At 72.9% G+C, this 20,783-nt stretch carries 2 protein-coding genes; both read right to left on the bottom strand.

Annotated elements, in window-relative coordinates:
* Window positions 1–5: 5 nt before the first annotated feature.
* Window positions 6–10,295, bottom strand: a complete 10,290-nt coding sequence (locus OG550_RS28025) for a type I polyketide synthase (protein WP_327682125.1) — start codon at window positions 10,293–10,295, stop codon at window positions 6–8.
* A 43-nt stretch (window positions 10,296–10,338) separates the two neighbouring features.
* On the bottom strand, window positions 10,339–20,733 hold the full coding sequence (locus OG550_RS28020; RefSeq protein WP_442906186.1) for a type I polyketide synthase: 10,395 nt from the start codon (window positions 20,731–20,733) through the stop codon (window positions 10,339–10,341).
* Between the last annotated feature and the right edge of the window lie 50 nt (window positions 20,734–20,783).

The raw sequence follows: 20,783 nt of genomic DNA, 5'->3' as shown, positions 1-20,783 counted from the left end.
TCGCCTCAGGAAAGATCGAAATCACTGTCGATCAGGCTGAAGAGCTCGTCGTCCGTCGCCGATTCGAGTCGGTCTGCCATGTCTTCGCCATCGGTCCCACCCCGTGAGTCGCTCAGCTTCGCCAGGAGGACCTCCAGGCGGGCCTTGATGCTGGTTCGTGCGTTGTCGTCGAGAGTCATCGCCGATATCTCGGCGTCGAGCTTGTCCAGCTCGGAGGAGATCGGCACGTCGCCGCGTGCCCCGCCTTCCTGCCGCACCTCGGTCAGGAGGAACCGGGCCAGCACGACCGGCGTCGGGTAGTCGAACACCAGGGTCGGCGGCAGACGCAGCGCCGTCGCCGCGTTCAGGCGGTTGCGCAGTTCGACGGCGAGCAGCGAGTCGAAGCCGAGCTCCTTGAAGGCGCGGCCCTCCTCGACCATCTCGGCCGAGCCGTAGCCGAGCACGGCGGCCACCTGGGAGCGGACCAGCTCCAGCACGACGCGCAGGCGTTCGGCCTCCGGCGTCGCGGCCAGCCGCTGGGCCAGTGCCTCCGCCGCGGCGACGGGATCGGCCGCGGCCACCCGGCGGGCGGGGATGCGGACCAGGCCCCGGAGGAGCGGCGGCACCTCGCCGGCGGCAACCGCCTGGGAGCGGAAGGCCGCCAGGTCGAGCCGGACGGGCACCAGCGACGGCACGTCGGTCGCGCAGGCGGCGTCGAACAGGTCGAGGCCCTCCTGCGTGGACAGGCCGCGCAGGCCGCCGCGGGTCGCACGGCGGATATCGGTCTCGTTCAACTGACCGGTCAGCCCGCTCAGTTCCTTCCAGAAACCCCAGGCGAGCGAGACCGCGGGCAGGCCGTTCGCCCGCCGGTGCTCGGCCAGGGCGTCCACGAAGGCGTTCGCGGCGGCGTAGTTGCCCTGGCCGGGAGACCCGAAGGCTCCGGCGGCGGAGGAGAAGAGGACGAAGGCGGACAGGTCCAGGTGCTCGGTGAGCTCGTGCAGGTGCCAGGAGGCGTCCACCTTGGGCCGCAGCACCGCGTCGAAGCGCTCGGGGGTGAGCGACTCGATCACGCCGTCGTCCAGCACCGCCGCGGTGTGGACCACTCCGCTGAGCGGGGCGTCCGCCGGGATCCCGGCGAGGAGTGCGGCGAGGGCCTCGCGGTCCGCGACGTCACATGCCGCGACCGTCACGCTCGCCCCGGCCCCGGTCAGCTCCGCGACCAGCTCCGCCGCACCCGGGGCGTCCGCCCCGCTGCGGCTGGCCAGCAGCAGGTGCCGCACCCCGTGCCGGGTCACCAGGTGCCGGGCGACCAGAGCGCCCAGGGTCCCGGTCGCACCGGTCACCAGCACCGTTCCGTCCGGGCCGAAGGAGCCGTTGGCGTCCCCGGCGGCGGGACCGGACGCACGGGCGAGTCGCGGTACGGACAGCACGCCCGCTCGCACCGCCAACTGGGGTTCGCCACCGGTCAACGCCCCTGCAAGGGCACCCGACGCGTCGTCGCCGTCGACGTCCACCAGGACGATGCGGTCCGGGTACTCGGACTGCGCGGCGCGCACCAGGCCCCACACCGATGCCGCGACGAGGTCCGGGACGTCCGTCCCGGGCTCGACCGCCACCGCTCCACGGGTCACCAGCACCAGCCGGGAGCCGGTCCACCGCTCGTCGGCGACCCAGGCCTGCACCAGGGCCAGCACCCGGGCCGTGCCCTCCCGGACACCGCTGACCGGGTCCCCGGCCTCCGCGGCCACGGGAAGCAGGACGGTCCCGGGAACCTCGGCCCCGGCGTCGATCGCCGCGGCGAGGCCGGCCAGGTCCGCGTACCGTTCACCGGTCAGGCCCGCCAGCGCGGCGGGTGCCGCTCCCAGCCAGGCGAAGCCGTCCGCCCCCGCAGCGGCGGGGGGAACGGGCAGCGTGCTCCAGTCGAGCCGGTAGAGCGGGTTCCGGCCCGCCGTGCGCGCCGCCTCCAGCTGCTCCGCGGAGATCTGCCGGAACACCAGGGAGTCGACCGAGGCGACCGGGGTGCCGCTGGTGTCCGCCACCCGCACCGAGACCGCGCCCTGGCCCGCCGGCGTCAACCGGACCCGCAGCTGCGAGGCACCTACGGCGTGCAAGGACACACCGGTCCAGGAGAACGGAAGCTGTCCCCGGACCGCACCGCTCTCCTCTGCCCCGTCCTCGGGCACGGCGACGGCGGCGCCGTGCAGCGCCGAGTCGAGCAGGGCGGGGTGGATGCCGAAGCGGGCCGCCTGGGCCTGCTCGTCGGCGGGCAGGGCGACCTCGGCGAAGACCTCCTCGCCCCGACGCCACGCCGCCCGCAGGCCCTGGAACACCGGACCGTAGGCGAACCCGCCCTCGGCCAGCCGCTGGTAGACATCGGTGATCTCCACAGCGACGGCGTCCCGCGGCGGCCAGACGGTCCATTCGCCGGCGGTCGTCGCGTGGGAGGCGGGCCGAGCGGTCAAGGAGCCGGTCGCGTGGCGCACCCAGGCACCGGCCAGCTCCTCGTCCGTGCCGTCGTCGTGGACCCGCGAGTGCAGGGTGAAGGAGCGACGTCCCGCATCGTCCGACTCGCCGACTGCCAGCTGGATCTGGACACCACCGCGCTCGGGCACCACCAACGGCGCCTCCAGCGTCAACTCCTCCACGTGCTCGCAACCGGTCTGCTCGCCGGCGCGAAGGGCCAGCTCCAGCATCCCCGTCCCCGGCACCAACACCGTCCCCGCCACCGCGTGATCCGCCAACCACGGATGCGTGCGCAGCGACAACCGGCCCGTGAACAGGAAGCCGTCACCGGCCGCGAGCGCCACCGCCGCGCCCAGCAGCGGATGGTCCGCCGAACCGAGACCGGCGGAGACCACGTCACCCACCCTGCCCGCGGGCACGTCCAGCCAGTAGCGCTGGTGCTGGAACGCGTACGTCGGCAGGTCCACGCGGCGCGCGTCCTGGCCGTCGAACACCCGCGACCAGTCGACCGCCACACCCCCCGCCCACGCCTGCGCGAACGAGGCCAGCAACCGCTCCGGACCACCCTCATCCCGACGCAACGACCCCACCACCACCGACGACGAGAACCCCAACGCCTCCGCCGTCTCCTCCACCCCCACCGTCAACACCGGATGCGCACTCACCTCCACGAACGCACCGAAACCCTCCCCCAACAAAGCCCCCACAGCCCGCTCGAACTCCACCGTGCACCGCAGGTTCCGGAACCAGTAATCCGCCCCCAGATCACCCGCCGCCACATCCACCCAACCACCATGCACCGACGACAGGAACGGCACCCGCGGCACCAACGGCACCACCGACCCCAACACCTCCGCCAACTCCTCCCGCAACACCTCCACATGCCCCGTATGCGACGCATAATCCACCGGAACCCGCCGCACCCTCACACCCCGCGACTCCCACACCCCCACCAACTCATCCAACGCCCCCGCATCCCCCGCCACCACCACCGACGACGGCCCGTTCACCGCCGCCACCTCCACCCGACCCGACCACGACCCCAACTCCCCCACCACCACCGACACCGGCAACCCCACCGACACCATCCCCCCACGACCCGCCAACCGCCCACCGATCGCCCGCGACCGCAACGCCACCACCCGCGCACCATCCACCAACGACAACCCACCCGCCACCACCGCAGCCGCGATCTCCCCCTGCGAATGCCCCACCACCGCCGACGGCACCACACCCACCGACTCCCACACCGCCGCCAACGACACCATCACCGCCCACAACACCGGCTGCACCACATCCACCCGCGACAACAACCCCTCATCACCCAACACACCCAACAAATCCCACTCCACAAACGGCTCCAACGCCGCCGCACACTCCGCCATCCGCCCCGCGAACACCGGCGAACACTCCAACAACCCCACCGCCATCCCCACCCACTGCGACCCCTGACCCGGGAACACGAACACCACACCCGAACCAGAACCAGAACCCGTCACACCACGCACCACACCAGCCGCACCCTCACCCGCCGCCAACGCCTCCAGACCGCTCAACACCCCCGCCCGGTCACCCGCCACCACCACACCACGGTGCTCCAACACCGCACGCGACGACGCCAACGAGAACCCGGCATCCAGCAACGACACCTCCGGACGACCCCCGACGAACGCCGCCAACCGCTCCGCCTGACCCGACAACGCACCCTCGGACCGACCCGACACCACGAACGGCACCACCGGCAACGACGAGAACACACCCAACCCGCCCCCCACCGGCTCCCCAACCGGCTCGTCGGACGGGTCCGCCACCACCGGCTCCCCGACCGGAGCCTGCTCCAGGATCACGTGCGCATTCGTCCCACTCACACCGAACGACGACACACCCGCCCGACGCGGACTCCCCGTCTCCGGCCACGTCCGCTCCTCGGTGAGCAGCTCCACGGCGCCCGCCGACCAGTCCACCTGCGGCGTCGGCTCGTCCACGTGCAGCGTCCGCGGCAGCACACCGTGCCGCATCGCCATCACCATCTTGATGACGCCACCCACACCCGCGGCGCCCTGGGTGTGACCGATGTTCGACTTCAGCGAGCCGAGCCAGAGCGGCCGGTCCTCCGCGCGCTCCTGACCGTAGGTGGCGATCAGGGCCTGCGCCTCGATCGGGTCGCCCAGCGTGGTGCCCGTCCCGTGCGCCTCCACGGCGTCGATCTGCTCGGCCGTCAGACGGGCGTTGGCCAGTGCCTGGCGGATCACCCGCTGCTGGGACGGGCCGTTCGGCGCCGTCAGACCGTTCGACGCACCGTCCTGGTTCACCGCGCTGCCCCGCACCAGAGCCAGCACCGGGTGCCCGTTGCGCCGGGCGTCCGACAGCCGCTCCACCAGCAGCATGCCGACGCCTTCACCCCAGCCGGTGCCGTCCGCCGCAGCGGCGAAGGACTTGCACCGACCGTCGACGGCCAGGCCGCGCTGCCGACTGAACTCCACGAAGCCCATCGGCGTGGACATCACGGTCACACCACCGACCAGGGCCAGCGAGCAGTCACGCTGACGCACCGCCTGCGCAGCCAGGTGCAGGGCCACCAGCGAGGTGGAGCACCCGGTGTCGACCGTCACCGCCGGCCCCTCCAGACCGAGGGTGTAGGAGACCCGACCGGACAGCACGCTCGCCGAGTTGCCGGTGCTGAGGTGACCCTCCAGCCCTTCGGGAGCGAGTGCGAGGAGGGAGCCGTAGTCGTTGTTGACGGTACCGACGAAGACACCGGTGGAGCTGCCGCGCAGCGTCTCCGGGTCGATGCCGGCCCGCTCCAGGAGCTCCCAGGAGGACTCCAGCAGCAGGCGCTGCTGCGGGTCCATCGCCAGCGCCTCACGAGGCGAGATCCCGAAGAACCCCGCGTCGAACCCGGCGACGTCGTGCAGGAAGCCACCGTCCCGCGCGTAGGACTTGCCCTCCCTCTCCGGGTCCGGGTCGTACAGGTCGTCGCCCCAGCCACGGTCGGTCGGGAACGGACCGAGCGCGTCGCGGCCGTCGGCGACCAGCTGCCACAGGTCCTCGGGCTTCCGCACGTCCCCGGGGTAGCGGCAGCTCATCGCGACGATCGCGATGGGGTCCTCGTCGTCCGTGCCGGCACCGGCGGGGGTGACGGCGGCCGCGTCCTGCCGCAGGCCCAGCAGCTGGGCACGCAGGAACTCGGCGAGCACCTTGGGCCGCGGGTGGTCGAAGACCAGGGTCGCGGGCAGTCGGACGCCGGTCTCCTTGTTCAGGCGGTTGCGCAGCTCCACGGCGGTCAGCGAGTCGAATCCGAGCTCCTTGAAAGCCCGGCCCGGCTCCACCGCCTCCGTACTCCGGTGGCCCAGCACGGCCGCGGCCTGCGACCTCACCAGGTCCAGCAGCACCCGCTGCTGATCGGCCTCGCCCATGCCCAGCAGACGCCGGACGAGCTCCGACTCGCCACTCGACGGGCCGTCGTCCGCCGGGCCGGTGCCGTCCAGCGCCTCCCGGACCTCGGGGATCTCGTCGAGGAGCCGGCTGGGGCGCAGGGCGGTGAAGGTCGGGGCGAAGCGCTCCCAGTCCATGTCCGCGACGGTCAGCAGCGTCTCGTCGTGGTCCAGGGCCTGCCGCATCGCCTCGATCGCGAGCGCCGACGGCATCTCGTGCAGACCTCGGCGGCGAAGCCTCTCACCGGCCTCGCCCCCGGCCATCCCCCCATCGGCCCAGGATCCCCAGGCGAGGGAGGTGGCGGTCAGGCCGCGGCTGCGGCGCTGCTCCGCCAACGCGTCCAGGTGGGCGTTGGCCGCGGCGTAGGCGCCCTGGCTGCCGCCGCCCCAGACGCCGGCCCCCGAGGAGAAGAGCACGAACGCGTCCAGTTCCCGGTCCGCGAACAGCTCGTCGAGGTGCGCGGCGCCGGAGACCTTGGCCGAGACGACCTCGGCCAGTGCGGTCAGGCTCAGCTCGTCGAGCACGATGGGGTCGCCGACGCCCGCCGCGTGGAACACGGAGCGGATCGGCGGGCCGTCGGCCTCGACGCGCCGGACCAGCGCGGCGAGCGCGTCCCGGTCGGCCGCGTCACAGGCGGCCACCGTCACGCGCGTCCCCAGCGCCGTCAGCCGATCGGCCAGCTCGGCGGCGCCCGGGGCCTCCTGGCCACGGCGGCTGGTCAGCACCAGGTGTTCGGCGCCGTTGCGCGCCAGCCACTCGGCGACCCGGGAGCCGATGCCACCGGTTCCGCCGGTGAGCAGTACCGTGCCCTGCGGCTGCCACTGCCGCACGGCATCGGCGTCACCGGCGGGCGTCGCACGGACCAGGCGGCGGCCGAACACACCGGAGGAACGGATCGCGACCTGGTCCTCGCCCGAGGTGCCGGCCAGCACGGCGCAGAACCCGTCCAGCGCCCGCGCGTCCAACGACCCGGGCAGGTCGACCAGACCGCCCCACCGCCGCGGGTACTCCAGCGCGGCCACCCGGCCCAGACCCCAGACCTGCGCCTGCACCGGGTCGACGGGCTCCGCACGCCGCGCCGCCAGCCCCTGACGCGTCACGCACCACAACGGCGCCTCGACCCCGGCGTCCCCCAGCGCCTGGACCAGCGCCAGGGTCACCGCGAGACCGGTGCTGACACCGGCCGACCGCGGCATCGGACCGTCCGCCAGGCCTGCCAGCGACAGCACGCCGGTCAGTGCCGGCTCGTCGCCGACGGCGCGCAGCCGCGCGGCGAGCCCGCCACGGTCGGCGTCCCCCGCGGCGACCTCCAGCAGCACGGTCTCCACGCCGTGCCCGCGCAGCCCCTTCAGGCAGGACGCCACCCACGGCTCCTCACCCTGCCCCGCCGGCACCACCACCAGCCACCTGCCGGACAGCACCGCGGCACCGGCCGCCACCGGCTTCCACGTCACCCGGTAACGCCAACCGTCCACCGCCGCCTCGTCCCGGCGCCGCCGATGCCAACGCGACAACACCGGCAACACCGACTCCAACGACGCCTGCTCACCCTCACCCTCCACCCGCAACGTCCCCGCCAACGACGCCACGTCCTCCCGCTCCACCGCCGCCCAGAAACGGGCATCCAGCTCGTCGGTGGCGGCGGCTCCGCCTGGCGCGGAGGCGGGTTCCTCCAGCCAGTAGCGCTCACGCTGGAACGCGTACGTCGGCAGGTCCACGCGGCGCGCGTCCTGGCCGTCGAACACCCGCGACCAGTCGACCGCCACACCCCCCGCCCACGCCTGCGCGAACGAGGCCAGCAACCGCTCCGGACCACCCTCATCCCGACGCAACGACCCCACCACCACCGACGACGAGAACCCCAACGCCTCCGCCGTCTCCTCCACCCCCACCGTCAACACCGGATGCGCACTCACCTCCACGAACGCACCGAAACCCTCCCCCAACAAAGCCCCCACAGCCCGCTCGAACTCCACCGTGCACCGCAGGTTCCGGAACCAGTAATCCGCCCCCAGATCACCCGCCGCCACATCCACCCAACCACCATGCACCGACGACAGGAACGGCACCCGCGGCACCAACGGCACCACCGACCCCAACACCTCCGCCAACTCCTCCCGCAACACCTCCACATGCCCCGTATGCGACGCATAATCCACCGGAACCCGCCGCACCCTCACACCCCGCGACTCCCACACCCCCACCAACTCATCCAACGCCCCCGCATCCCCCGCCACCACCACCGACGACGGCCCGTTCACCGCCGCCACCTCCACCCGACCCGACCACGACCCCAACTCCCCCACCACCACCGACACCGGCAACCCCACCGACACCATCCCCCCACGACCCGCCAACCGCCCACCGATCGCCCGCGACCGCAACGCCACCACCCGCGCACCATCCACCAACGACAACCCACCCGCCACCACCGCAGCCGCGATCTCCCCCTGCGAATGCCCCACCACCGCCGACGGCACCACACCCACCGACTCCCACACCGCCGCCAACGACACCATCACCGCCCACAACACCGGCTGCACCACATCCACCCGCGACAACAACCCCTCATCACCCAACACACCCAACAAATCCCACTCCACAAACGGCTCCAACGCCGCCGCACACTCCGCCATCCGCCCCGCGAACACCGGCGAGGACTCCAACAACCCCGCCGCCATCCCCACCCACTGCGACCCCTGACCCGGGAACACGAACACCGTTCGGTCGCCGGCCAGACCCTCACCGGCCTCGCCCAGGACCGTCCCGGGCACGGGGGAACCCGCGGCCAGCCCGCGCAGTCCCGCCACGACCTCCGCACGGTCGCGAGCCACCACCACCCCGCGGTGCTCCAACGCCGCACGCCCGGTCACCAGGGAGAACGCCGCATCGACGTCCCGCAGTCCGGTCGAAGTCTCGACGAACGCCGCCAGCCGCTCGGCCTGCGCCCGCACCGCGCCCTCGGACCGACCCGACACCACCCACGGCAGCACCGGCACCACCGACCCGGTCGGCTCCGCCACCACAGGCTCCTCGGCCGGAGCCTGCTCCAGGATCACGTGCGCGTTCGTCCCGCTCACACCGAACGACGACACACCCGCCCGGCGAAGCTCGTCACCCGACACCCACTCGACCGGCTCCGTGAGCAGCTCCACGGCGCCCGCCGCCCAGTCCACCTGCGGCGACGGCTCGTCCACGTGCAGGGTGCGCGGCAGCACACCGTGCCGCATCGCCATCACCATCTTGATCACACCCGCGACACCCGCCGCCGCCTGCGTGTGACCGATGTTCGACTTCACCGACCCCAGCCACAACGGCCGCCCGGCCGTACGCTCCTGGCCGTACGTGGCCAGCAGCGCCTGCGCCTCGATCGGGTCGCCCAGCCTCGTGCCGGTCCCGTGCGCCTCCACCACGTCGACCTCGGCGGCCGCGATCCGCGCATCGGCCAGCGCCTGGCGGATCACCCGCTGCTGCGACGGACCGTTCGGCGCCGTCAGACCACTGCTCGCACCGTCCTGGTTCACCGCGCTGCCCCGCACCACCGCCAGCACCGGGTGCCCGTTGCGCCGGGCGTCCGACAGCCGCTCCACCAGCAGCATCCCCACACCCTCGGAGAAGCCCGTGCCGTCCGCCGCAGCCGCGAACGACTTGCAGCGGGCGTCAGGAGCCAGGCCGCGCTGGCGGGAGAACTCCACGAACAGACCGGGGCTGTTCATCACCGTCACCCCGCCGGCCAGCGCCATGGTGCACTCGCCCTGCCGCAGGGCCCGCACCGCCAGGTGCAGCGCCACCAGCGACGACGAACACGCCGTGTCCACCGTCACCGCCGGCCCCTCCAGGCCGAACGAGTAGGAGATGCGACCCGAGGCGACACTGGCGGAGCTACCGGTGCCGAGGTAGCCCTCCACGCCGTCGGGCACGGCGTTCAGCCGCGAGGCGTAGTCGTGGTACATCACACCGGCGAAGACACCGGTCCGGCTGCCGCGCATCGAGGACGGGTCGATCCCGGCCCGCTCGAACGCCTCCCAGGACGCCTCCAGCAGCAGCCGCTGCTGCGGGTCCATCGCCAGCGCCTCACGCGGGCTGATGTCGAACAGGCCGGCGTCGAACTCCTCCGCGTCGTAGACGAATCCGCCCTCACGCACGTAGGACTTGCCGGACCGCTCCGGGTCCGGGTCGTACAGGTCCTCACCCCAGCCGCGGCCGGTCGGGAACTCGGAGATGGCGTCGACGCCGCCGGCCACCAGCTGCCACAGGTCCTCGGGACCGCGTACACCACCCGGGAGGCGGCAGCTCATCGAGACGATGGCGATCGGCTCGTGCTCCTTCTCCTCAAGTTCGTGGACGCGTCGACGCGCCTGCTGCAGATCGGCGGTCGCGAACTTCAGGTACTCACGGAGCTTCTCTTCGTTTGCCATCTATGCCAACTCCTTCAAGCGAAAGGGGTGTTCCACCGCTGGTTCAGGAATTCCGGAATCCGTCGAGTACGCCGAAGAGTTCGTCATCGGTTGCCGAATCGATATCGGTCCCTCCGAGCGCCTCACCGGCCGACTCCGGGGAATTGCCCCACTTCGCGAGGAGCTTCTTCAGTCGGGTGGTGACTTCGGTGGCGGCACTGCCGCCGGGTTCGAGTGCGGCCAAGGCGGCTTCCACCGCGTCGAGCTCTGCCAGTCCGGGAGTTTCGGCCTCGCCGTCGACGGCCCCGATCGTCGCGGCCAGGTGGTCGGCGAGCGCCGTCGAAGTCGGGTAGTCGAAGACCGAGGTGGCCGGAAGGCGTAGTCCGGTGGCCGCGTTGAGCCGGTTTCGGATCTCGACGGCGGTCAGCGAGTCGACGCCCATGTCCAGGAAGCTCCGGCGGACGTTCAGCGCCGAAGGGCCATCGAGCCGGAGCACGGCGGCCACGGTCGTGCGGACCAGATCGAGCAGGGCCCGACCGCGCTCCGCCTCGGAGGCACCGGCCAGGCGCCGGCGGAGCGCCGCCACCGCGTTCGGGCTCGCGTCCGAGGCCCGGCGGGCAGGTGCCCGGACCAGGCCGCGGAGGATCGCAGGGATCTCGGAGGCGCCGGAGCGCACCCCGGCCAGGTCGAGCCGGGCCGGGACCAGCAGAGCGTCCCCGGTCGCGCAGGCCGCGTCGAAGAGCTCCAGCCCCTCCTGCGACCGCATCGCGACCAGACCGCCGCCGGTGATGCGGCGGATCTGGTTGTCCTTCAACTTGCCGGTCAGACTGCTGAGTTCCTCCCAGAATCCCCAGGCGAGCGAGACGGCCGGAAGGCCCTTGGCCCGGCGGTGCTGCGCGAGCGCGTCCAGGAACGCGTTGGCGGCGGCGTAGTTGCCCTGGCCCGGCGCGCCGAAGGTTCCGGCCACCGCGGAGAAGAGGACGAAGGCGGAGAGGTCGAGGTGTTCGGTGAGTTCGTGCAGGTGCCAGGCCGCATCCAGCTTCGGACGCAGGACGGTGTCCAGGCGCTCGGGGGTGAGCGACTCGATCACGCCGTCGTCCAACACGCCCGCGGTGTGCACGATCCCCGTCAGCGGCGCCTGCGCCGGGATCCGCGCCAGGAGCGCCGCGAGCGCGTCCCGGTCGGCCACGTCACAGGCCTCCACCGTCACGCTCGCACCGGCGCCGGTCAGCTCCGCGACCAGCTCCGCCGCACCCGGGGCATCCGCACCGCTGCGGCTGGCCAGCACCAGACGCCGCACGCCGTGCCCGACCACCAGGTGCCGCGCCACCAGAGCACCCAGCGTGCCGGTCGCACCCGTCACCAGCACCGTGCCACCCGCCGCGAACCCCAGGCCACCGGCAGGCTCGTCCCCGCCGGCCGGAGCGCTCCGCTCCACCCGCGCCAGCCGCGGCACGAACGCCGCACCACCGCGCACCGCCACCTGCGGCTCGTCACAGGCCAACACCCCCGGCAGGACACCGGACACATCACCGTCGACGTCCACCAGCACGAACCGACCCGGATGCTCCGACTGCGCCGAACGCACCAGACCCCACACCGACGCCGCTGCCAGATCCGCGACATCGGCGCCGGACTCCACCGCCACCGCACCCCGCGTCACCACCACCAGACGCGAACCCGCCCACCGCTCATCCGCCGTCCAACCCTGCAACACCCCCAGAACACCCGCCGCAACCTCCCGGACACCCACCACCGGATCCCCGGACCCACCGGCCCCACCGGACACCCCGAGCACAACCGTCCCCGGAACCTCCAACCCCGCATCGACCGCCGCACCAAGAGCAGCCAGATCCACGAACCGACCGCCCTCCGCGACCGCCGGCCCCGCCTCAACCTCACCCAGCCACGCAAAACCCGCCGCCGTGCCCCCACCGGGTACACGCAACTCGCTCCAGTCCACCCGGAACAGCGAGTCCTGCCCCAGGACCGCACCACGCGCAGCCCGCACCTGGTCGAGCGTGATGGGGCGTGAGACCAGCGACTCGACCGAGATCACCGGGTTGCCGGCGGCGTCCGCCGCGTGCAGGGACATCGCATCGGTACCCGTCGGGGCCATCCTGACCCGCAGGGCGGTGGCGCCTACCGCGTGCAACGACACGCCCGACCATGCGAACGGCAGACGGCCCTGGCCCTCCTTCTCCATCGCGCCCAGCGCCACGGAGTGCAGCGTCGAGTCGAACAGGGCGGGGTGGACGCCGAAGCGGGCCGCCTGAGCATGCTCGTCGACGGGCAGGGCGACCTCGGCGAAGACCTCCTCGCCCCGACGCCACGCCGCCCGGACACCCTGGAAGGTCGGCCCGTAGCGGAACTCGCGGTCGCCGAAGCGCTCGTACAAGCCCGTCACGTCAAGGGCTTCGGCATCCCGCGGCGGCCAGACGACCAGGTCGCGCGCGGCGCCGGCGGGCGTCGCGTGGGAGGCGGGCCGAGCGGTCAAGGTGCCGGTCGCGTGGCGCACCCAGGCACCGGCCAGCTCCTCGTCCGTGCCGTCGTCGTGGACCCGCGAGTGCAGGGTGAAGGAGCGACGTCCCGCATCGTCCAACTCGCCTACCGCCAGCTGGATCTGGACACCACCACGCTCGGGCACCACCAACGGCGCCTCCAGCGTCAACTCCTCCACGTGCTCGCAACCGGCCCGCTCACCCGCGCGAAGAGCCAGCTCCAGCATCCCCGTCCCCGGCACCAACACCGTCCCCGCCACCGCATGATCCGCCAACCACGGATGCGTCCGCAGCGACAACCGACCCGTGAACAGGAAACCGTCACCGGCCGCGAGCGCCACCGCAGCACCCAGCAACGGATGGTCCGCCGAACCGAGACCGGCGGAGACCACATCACCCACCGCGCCCGCGGGCGCGTCCAGCCAGTACCGCTCATGCTGGAACGCGTACGTCGGCAGGTCCACGCGGCGCGCGTCCTGGCCGTCGAACACCCGCGACCAGTCGACGGACACACCCCCCGCCCACGCCTGCGCGAACGAGGTCAGCAACCGCTCCGGACCACCCTCATCCCGCCGCAACGACCCCACCACCAGCACCCGGGCGGCATCGACACCAGCACCGGCGGCCTCAAGGGCCTCCGCCGTCTCCTCCACCCCCACCGTCAACACCGGATGCGCACTCACCTCGACGAACACCCGCTGGCCCTGCCGCAGCAGGGACTCCACCGCCTTCTCGAACTCCACCGTGCACCGCAGGTTCCGGAACCAGTAATCCGCCCCCAGATCACCCGCCGCCACATCCACCCAACCACCATGCACCGACGACAGGAACGGAACCCGCGGCACCAACGGCACCACCGACCCCAACACCCCCGCCAACTCCTCCCGCAACACCTCCACATGCCCCGTATGCGACGCATAATCCACCGGAACCCGCCGCACCCTCACACCCCGCGACTCCCACACCCCCACCAACTCATCCAACGCCCCCGCATCCCCCGCCACCACCACCGACGACGGCCCGTTCACCGCCGCCACCTCCACCCGACCCGACCACGACCCCAACTCCCCCACCACCACCGACACCGGCAACCCCACCGACACCATCCCCCCACGACCCGCCAACCGCCCACCGATCGCCCGCGACCGCAACGCCACCACCCGCGCACCATCCACCAACGACAACCCACCCGCCACCACCGCAGCCGCGATCTCCCCCTGCGAATGCCCCACCACCGCCGACGGCACCACACCCACCGACTCCCACACCGCCGCCAACGACACCATCACCGCCCACAACACCGGCTGCACCACATCCACCCGCGACAACAACCCCTCATCACCCAACACACCCAACAAATCCCACTCCACAAACGGCTCCAACGCCGCCGCACACTCCGCCATCCGCCCCGCGAACACCGGCGAACACTCCAACAACCCCACCGCCATCCCCACCCACTGCGACCCCTGACCCGGGAACACGAACACCACACCCGAACCAGAACCCGCCACACCACGCACCACACCAGCCGCACCCTCACCGGCCGCCAGCGCCTCCAGACCGCTGACCACACCCGCCCGGTCACCCGCGACCACCACACCACGGTGCTCCAACACCGCACGACCACTCACCAACGACGAAGCCACATCGACATCACGCAGGTCATCACGCTCACCGACGAACGCCGCCAACCGCTCCGCCTGCCCCGACAACGCACCCTCGGACCGCCCCGACACCACGAACGGCACCACCGGCAACGACGAGAACACACCCAACCCGCCCCCGCCGGCACCATCAACCCCGGTCGGCTCGTCGGCCGGGTCCGCCACCACCGGCTCCCCGGCCGGAGCCTGCTCCAGGATCACGTGCGCATTCGTCCCACTCACACCGAACGACGACACACCCGCCCGACGCGGACTCCCCGTCTCCGGCCACTCCACCGATTCCGTCAGCAACTCCACCGCACCCGCCGACCAGTCCACGTGCGGCGTCGGCTCGTCCACGTGCAGCGTCCGCGGCAGCACACCGTGCCGCATCGCCATCACCATCTTGATCACACCCGCGACACCCGCCGCCGCCTGCGTGTGACCGATGTTCGACTTCACCGACCCCAACCACAGCGGCCGGTCCTCCGCGCGCTCCTGACCGTAGGTGGCGATCACCGCCTGCGCCTCGATCGGGTCACCCAGCTTCGTGCCGGTCCCGTGCGCCTCCACCACGTCGACCTCGGCGGCCGCGATCCGCGCATCGGCCAGCGCCTCACGGATCACCCGCTGCTGCGACGGACCGTTCGGCGCCGTCAGACCGTTCGACGCACCGTCCTGATTCACCGCACTGCCCCGCACCACAGCCAGCACCGGATGCCCGTTGCGCCGCGCATCCGACAACCGCTCCACCAGCAGCACGCCCACACCCTCGGCGCAGGACATGCCGTCAGCGGCGGCCGCGAACGCCTTGGAGCGCCCGTCCGGGGCCACCGCGCGCTGGCGGGAGAAGCCGGTGATGCCGGCGGGGGTGGCCATCACGGTGACGCCGCCGGCCAGGGCCAGCGAGCACTCGCCGCGCCGCACCGCCTGGACGGCCAGGTGCAGCGCGACCAGCGAGGAGGAACAGGCCGTGTCCACGGTCATGGACGGCCCTTCCAGCCCGAGGACGTAGGAGACCCGGCCCGAGGCCACACTCATCGAGCCACCGGTGATCAGGTGCCCCTCCAGGCCCTCGCCGGCATTGCCCTGGCGCGTGTACCCCTGGTCGTTGCCGCCGACGAAGACACCGGTCCGGCTGCCGCGCAGCGAGGCCGGGTCGATCCCGGCCGTCTCCAGCGCCTCCCAGGACGTCTCCAGCAGCAGCCGCTGCTGCGGGTCCATCGCCACGGCCTCACGCGGCGAGATCCCGAAGAACTGGGCGTCGAAGTCCCCTGCGTCGTGAAGGAAGCCGCCCTCGCGGACGTAGGTCTTCCCCTCCTTCTCCGGGTCCGGGTCGTAGACGCCCTCGGCGTCCCAGCCCCGGTTGGTGGGGAAGCCGGAGACGACGTCGCGCTCCCGGAGCACCACGTCCCACAGGTCGTCCGCCGAGACGACGCCCCCGGGGTAGCGGCAGCCCAGGCCCACGATGGCGACCGGGTCGTCGTCCGCGGCCTGCCGGACGAGCTGCGCGTCGGTCGGGGAGACGCCGCCCGACGGGTCGTCGATGATCCGGCCCCGCAGGTAGCCGGCCAGCACGTGCGCGTTGGGGAAGTCGAAGACCAGCGTGGTCGGCAGCTGGAGGCCGCTCGCCGTGCCGAGGCGGTTGCGCAGCTCGACGGAGGTCAGCGAGTCGAAGCCGAGCTCGCGGAAGGCCCGGTTGGGCTCGATGGCCACCACTGAGGCGTGGCCGAGAACCTCGGCGGCGCGCGTCCGCACCAGCTCCGTCAGCTGCTGGACCTGCTCCGGCTCGGGCAGGACCGACAGGCGGGTGCGCAGGGCCGACAGCGCCTCGGAGCCGGCGTGCGCGGGATCGGCGGGGCGCGCGTCCTGGAGCCTGCGGACCTCGGGCAGGTCCGCCAGCAGACGGCTCGGGCGGACCGAGGTGAAGGTCGCGATGAACCGTTCCCAGTCGATGTCGGCGACCATCAGGCAGGTCTCGTCGTGGTCGAGGACGTGCTGCAGGCCCGCCAGTGCCTGGTCCGAGCGGAACGTCGGCAGCCCGCGCCGGATCAGGTTGGCGTTGGTGTCGAAGACCTCGCCGTTCTCCAGCACGTGCACGGCGTCCCACATGCCCCATGCCACCGAGGTGGCGGTCAGCCCGCGAGCCCGCCGCTGTTCGGCCAGGGCGTCCAGATGGGCGTTGGCGGCGGAGTAGGCGCCGTGGTCGCCGCTGCCCCACACACCCGCGACGGAGGAGAACAGGACGAAGGCGTCCAGGTCCTCCTCGGCGAAGATCGCGTCCAGGTTGGCCGCTCCCGCGACCTTGGCGCCGATCACGGCGGCGAAGTCGCTCAGGCTGGTGTCGGCCAGCGGGGCGAGGCCGATCAGTGCGGCCGCGTGCACCACGGCACGGACCGGCGAGCCCTCGGCTGCGACCCGCCGGACCAGCTCCGCCAGCGCCTCGCGGTCGGTCACGTCGCAGGCCGCCAGGGTCACCCGGACACCGGACGCGGCGAGCTCGTCGCGCAGTTCGACGGCGGCCGCGGCCTCCGCGCCGCGGCGGCCCGGCAGCACCAGGTGCTCGGCGCCGTTGCCCGCCAGCCAGCGTGCCACGTCAGGGCCGATCGCACCGGTACCGCCGGTGAGCAGCACGGTACCGCGGGGCCGCCACGGGGCCGGGGCCGTCGCGTCCGACACGGGGACGGCCCTGGTCAGGCGGCGGCCGAACACGCCCGAGGAACGGATCGCGACCTGGTCCTCGCCCGAGGTGCCGGCCAGCACGGCGCAGAACCTGTCCAGCGCCCGCGCGTCCAACGACCCCGGCAGGTCGACCAGACCGCCCCACCGCCGCGGGTACTCCAGCGCGGCCACCCGGCCCAGACCCCAGACCTGCGCCTGCACCGGGTCGACGGGCTCCGCACGCCGCGCCGCCAGCCCCTGACGCGTCACGCACCACAACGGCGCCTCGACCCCGGCGTCCCCCAGCGCCTGGACCAGCGCCAGGGTCACCGCGAGACCGACCGACATGCCCGGTGCGTGCGGCAGCTCCTCGCCCGCGAGCGCCGCCAGGGACAGCACGCCGGCGAGCTGCCCGCCGGCGGGCAGCTCGCGCAGCCCCGCGGCCAGGACGGCGCGATCCGCCTCGGCGAGACCGGTCTCCAGCAGCACGGTCTCCACGCCGTGCCCGCGCAGCCCCTCCAGGCAGGACGCCACCCACGGCTCCTCACCCCACCCCGCCGGCACCACCACCAGCCACCTGCCGGACAGCACCGCGGCACCGGCCGCCACCGGCTTCCACGTCACCCGGTAACGCCAACCGTCCACCGCCGCCTCGTCCCGGCGCCGCCGGTGCCAACGCGACAACACCGGCAACACCGACTCCAACGACGCCTGCTCACCCTCACCCTCCACCCGCAACGTCCCCGCCAACGACGCCACGTCCTCCCGCTCCACCGCCGCCCAGAAACGGGCGTCCAGCTCGTCGGTCGGGGCCGGCAGGGCGTCGCCGGTGCCCGTCGCGGCGGTGAACTCGGGCCAGAACCACTGCCGTTGGAAGGCGTAGGTGGGCAGGTCGACCCGCTCGGCGCCCTCGTGGACACCCTGGCCGGCGAACACCGCCGACCAGGTGACCGGCAGGCCGTGGACGTGCGCGGTCGCCAGGGAGGTGGCGAAGCGGACCAGGGCGTCCTCGTCCCGGCGCAGCGATTCGGTGACGGTGACCTCCGCCGTCGCGTTCTGTCCGGCGATGTCCTGGACGTTCGCGGTGAGCAGCGGGTGGGGGCTCGCCTCGACGAACGCCGTGTAGCCGTCGCCGAGCAGCGCGCGTACGGCCAGCTCGAACTCCACCGGCTCGCGCAGGTTCCGGTACCAGTAGGCGCTGTCGAGCCGCTCGGTGTCGAACCGGCCACCGGTCAGCGTGGAGTAGAAGGGAATCTCCGAGGCCTGCGGTCGGACCGGGTCCAGCTCGGTCAGCAGCTTCTCCCGCAACGTCTCGACCATCGGCGAGTGCGAGGCGAAGCCCACCCCGGGGATCGGCCAACGCATCGTCCCCCGCCTGGAGAGCTCGGCACCGAACTCCTCCAGGGCCGCCAGATCGCCCGAAACCGTCGTCGCCGCACCGGAGTTGACCGCAGCCACGGATATCCGGTCGGCCCACGGCACCAGCCACTCGCGGACCTGCTCCGCCGGGGCCAGCACCGACACCATGCCGCCGCCCGCCACCCCCGCGGCCAGGGCCTGGCTACGCACGGCGATGATCCGGGCCGCGTCCGCCAGGGTCAGCGCGCCCGCGACGCAGGCCGCGGCCACCTCGCCCTGGGAGTGTCCCACCACCGCGGCGGGTTCCACGCCCAGCGAGCGCCAGGCCTCCGCCAGCGAGACCATCATCGCCCACAGGGCGGGCTGTGCCACGTCCACCCGGTCGAGCGACGGGGTGCCCGGCTCGCCCCGCAGAACGGCGAGCAGTGACCAGTCCAGGTAGGGGTCCATGACCTCCGCGCACTCGCTCGCACGGCGGCGGAACGCCGGGGAGGCCTCCCAGAGCCGCGCGCCCATCCCGACCCACTGGGACCCCTGGCCGGGGAACACGAAGACCGGACCGCGGCCCGTGCGGGCCGTGCCCCGGACCAGTCCGGTGCGCTCCTCGCCCGCCGCGAGCGCGGCCAGGCCGGCCAGCAGCTCCTCACGGTCAGGGGTGACCACCACCGCGCGGTGTTCCATGGTCCTGCGGGTCAGGAGCAGCGAGGCGGCCACGTCCGGCGCGGGCACCTCGGGCCTGGTCCGCAGGTGTTCCCGGAGGCGGGCCGCCTGCCCCCGGAGCGCCTCGGCAGACCGGGCCGACAGCACCCAGGGCGCCAGCTCTCCCAGTGCCAGCGCGCTCACCGGCCGCTCCGCGTCCGCACCGTCGGCGCCGGTGGGCCGGGCGGCGGTCCCGCCCGCCGGGGCGGCCTCCAGCACCACGTGGGCGTTGGTGCCGCTCATGCTGAACGAGGAGACCGCCGAGCGCCGGGCCGCGCCGGTCTCGGGCCATGGCACGGCCTCGGTGAGCAGTTCCACGGCGCCGGCCGACCAGTCGACGTGCGGGGTGGGAGCGTCCACGTGGAGGGTGCGCGGCAGCACACCGTGCCGCATCGCCATCACCATCTTGATCACACCCGCGACACCGGCAGCGGCCTGCGTGTGACCGATGTTCGACTTCACCGACCCCAGCCACAGCGGCCGCTCGGCCGGACGGTCCTGGCCGTACGTGGTGAGCAGTGCCTGCGCCTCGATCGGGTCGCCCAGCGTGGTGCCGGTCCCGTGCGCCTCGACGGCGTCCACCTGGTCCGCCGTCAGACGGGCGTTGGCCAGCGCGGCCCGGATCACCCGCTGCTGCGACGGGCCGTTCGGCGCCGTCAGACCGTTCGACGCACCGTCCTGGTTCACCGCACTGCCCCGCACCACCGCCAGCACCGGATGCCCGTTGCGCCGCGCATCCGACAGCCGCTCCACCAGCAGCATCCCCACGCCCTCGCCCCACGCGGTGCCGTCCGCGGCGGCCGCGAAGGGCTTGCAGCGACCGTTGCGGGCCAGGTTGCCCTGCCGGCTGAACTCGATGAACGGCCCCGCGGTCGACATCACCGTGACCCCGCCGGCCAGAGCCAGGCCGCACTCGCCCTGCCGCAGCGCCTGCACCGCCAGGTGCAGGGACACCAGCGACGACGAGCACGCCGTGTCCACCGTGACCGCCGGCCCCTCCAGGCCGAACGTGTAGGCCAGCCGGCCGGACGCGACACTGGGGGCGTTGCCGGTCCCGATCAGCCCCTCCAGCTGGTCGCTCCGGTCGCCGGCCGCGGCCAGCAGGGTCATGTAGTCCTGGCCGCTGGAGCCGACGAACACCCCGGTGCTGCTTCCGCGCAGCGTCTCGGGATCGATCCCTGCCCGCTCGAACACCTCCCAGGACGCCTCCAGCAGCAGCCGCTGCTGCGGGTCCATCGCCAGCGCCTCGCGCGGCGAGATCCCGAAGAACCCCGCGTCGAACTCCTCCGCCGTCTCCAGGAAGGCACCCTGCGCGACGTAGGACTTGCCCGAGACGGCAGGGTCCGGGTCGTACAGCGCGTCCATGTCCCAGCCGCGGGCGGCCGGGAAGTCGGAGAACGCGTCACGACCGGACACCAGCAGGTCCCACAGGCCCTCGGGGTCCTGCGCGCCGCCGGGAAAGCGGCAGCTCATGCCGACGATCGCGATGGGCTCCCGCGACACCTCGGTGAGCCGGCGGTTCTCCTGTCGCAGGCGCTCGGTCTCCTTCAGGGACAGGCGGAGCGCTTCGACGAACTTTTCCTGCGAGGCATCCATCGAGGTGACCAAGTTCCAATCGTGGCGAAGTGGAGGTGTTGTCGAAGGCC

The sequence above is a fragment of the Kitasatospora sp. NBC_00458 genome (assembly GCF_036013975.1).
Taxonomy (GTDB): domain Bacteria; phylum Actinomycetota; class Actinomycetes; order Streptomycetales; family Streptomycetaceae; genus Kitasatospora.
Note: the sequence above shows the minus strand (reverse complement) of the source record. Positions and strands in the feature narration are given on the sequence as shown.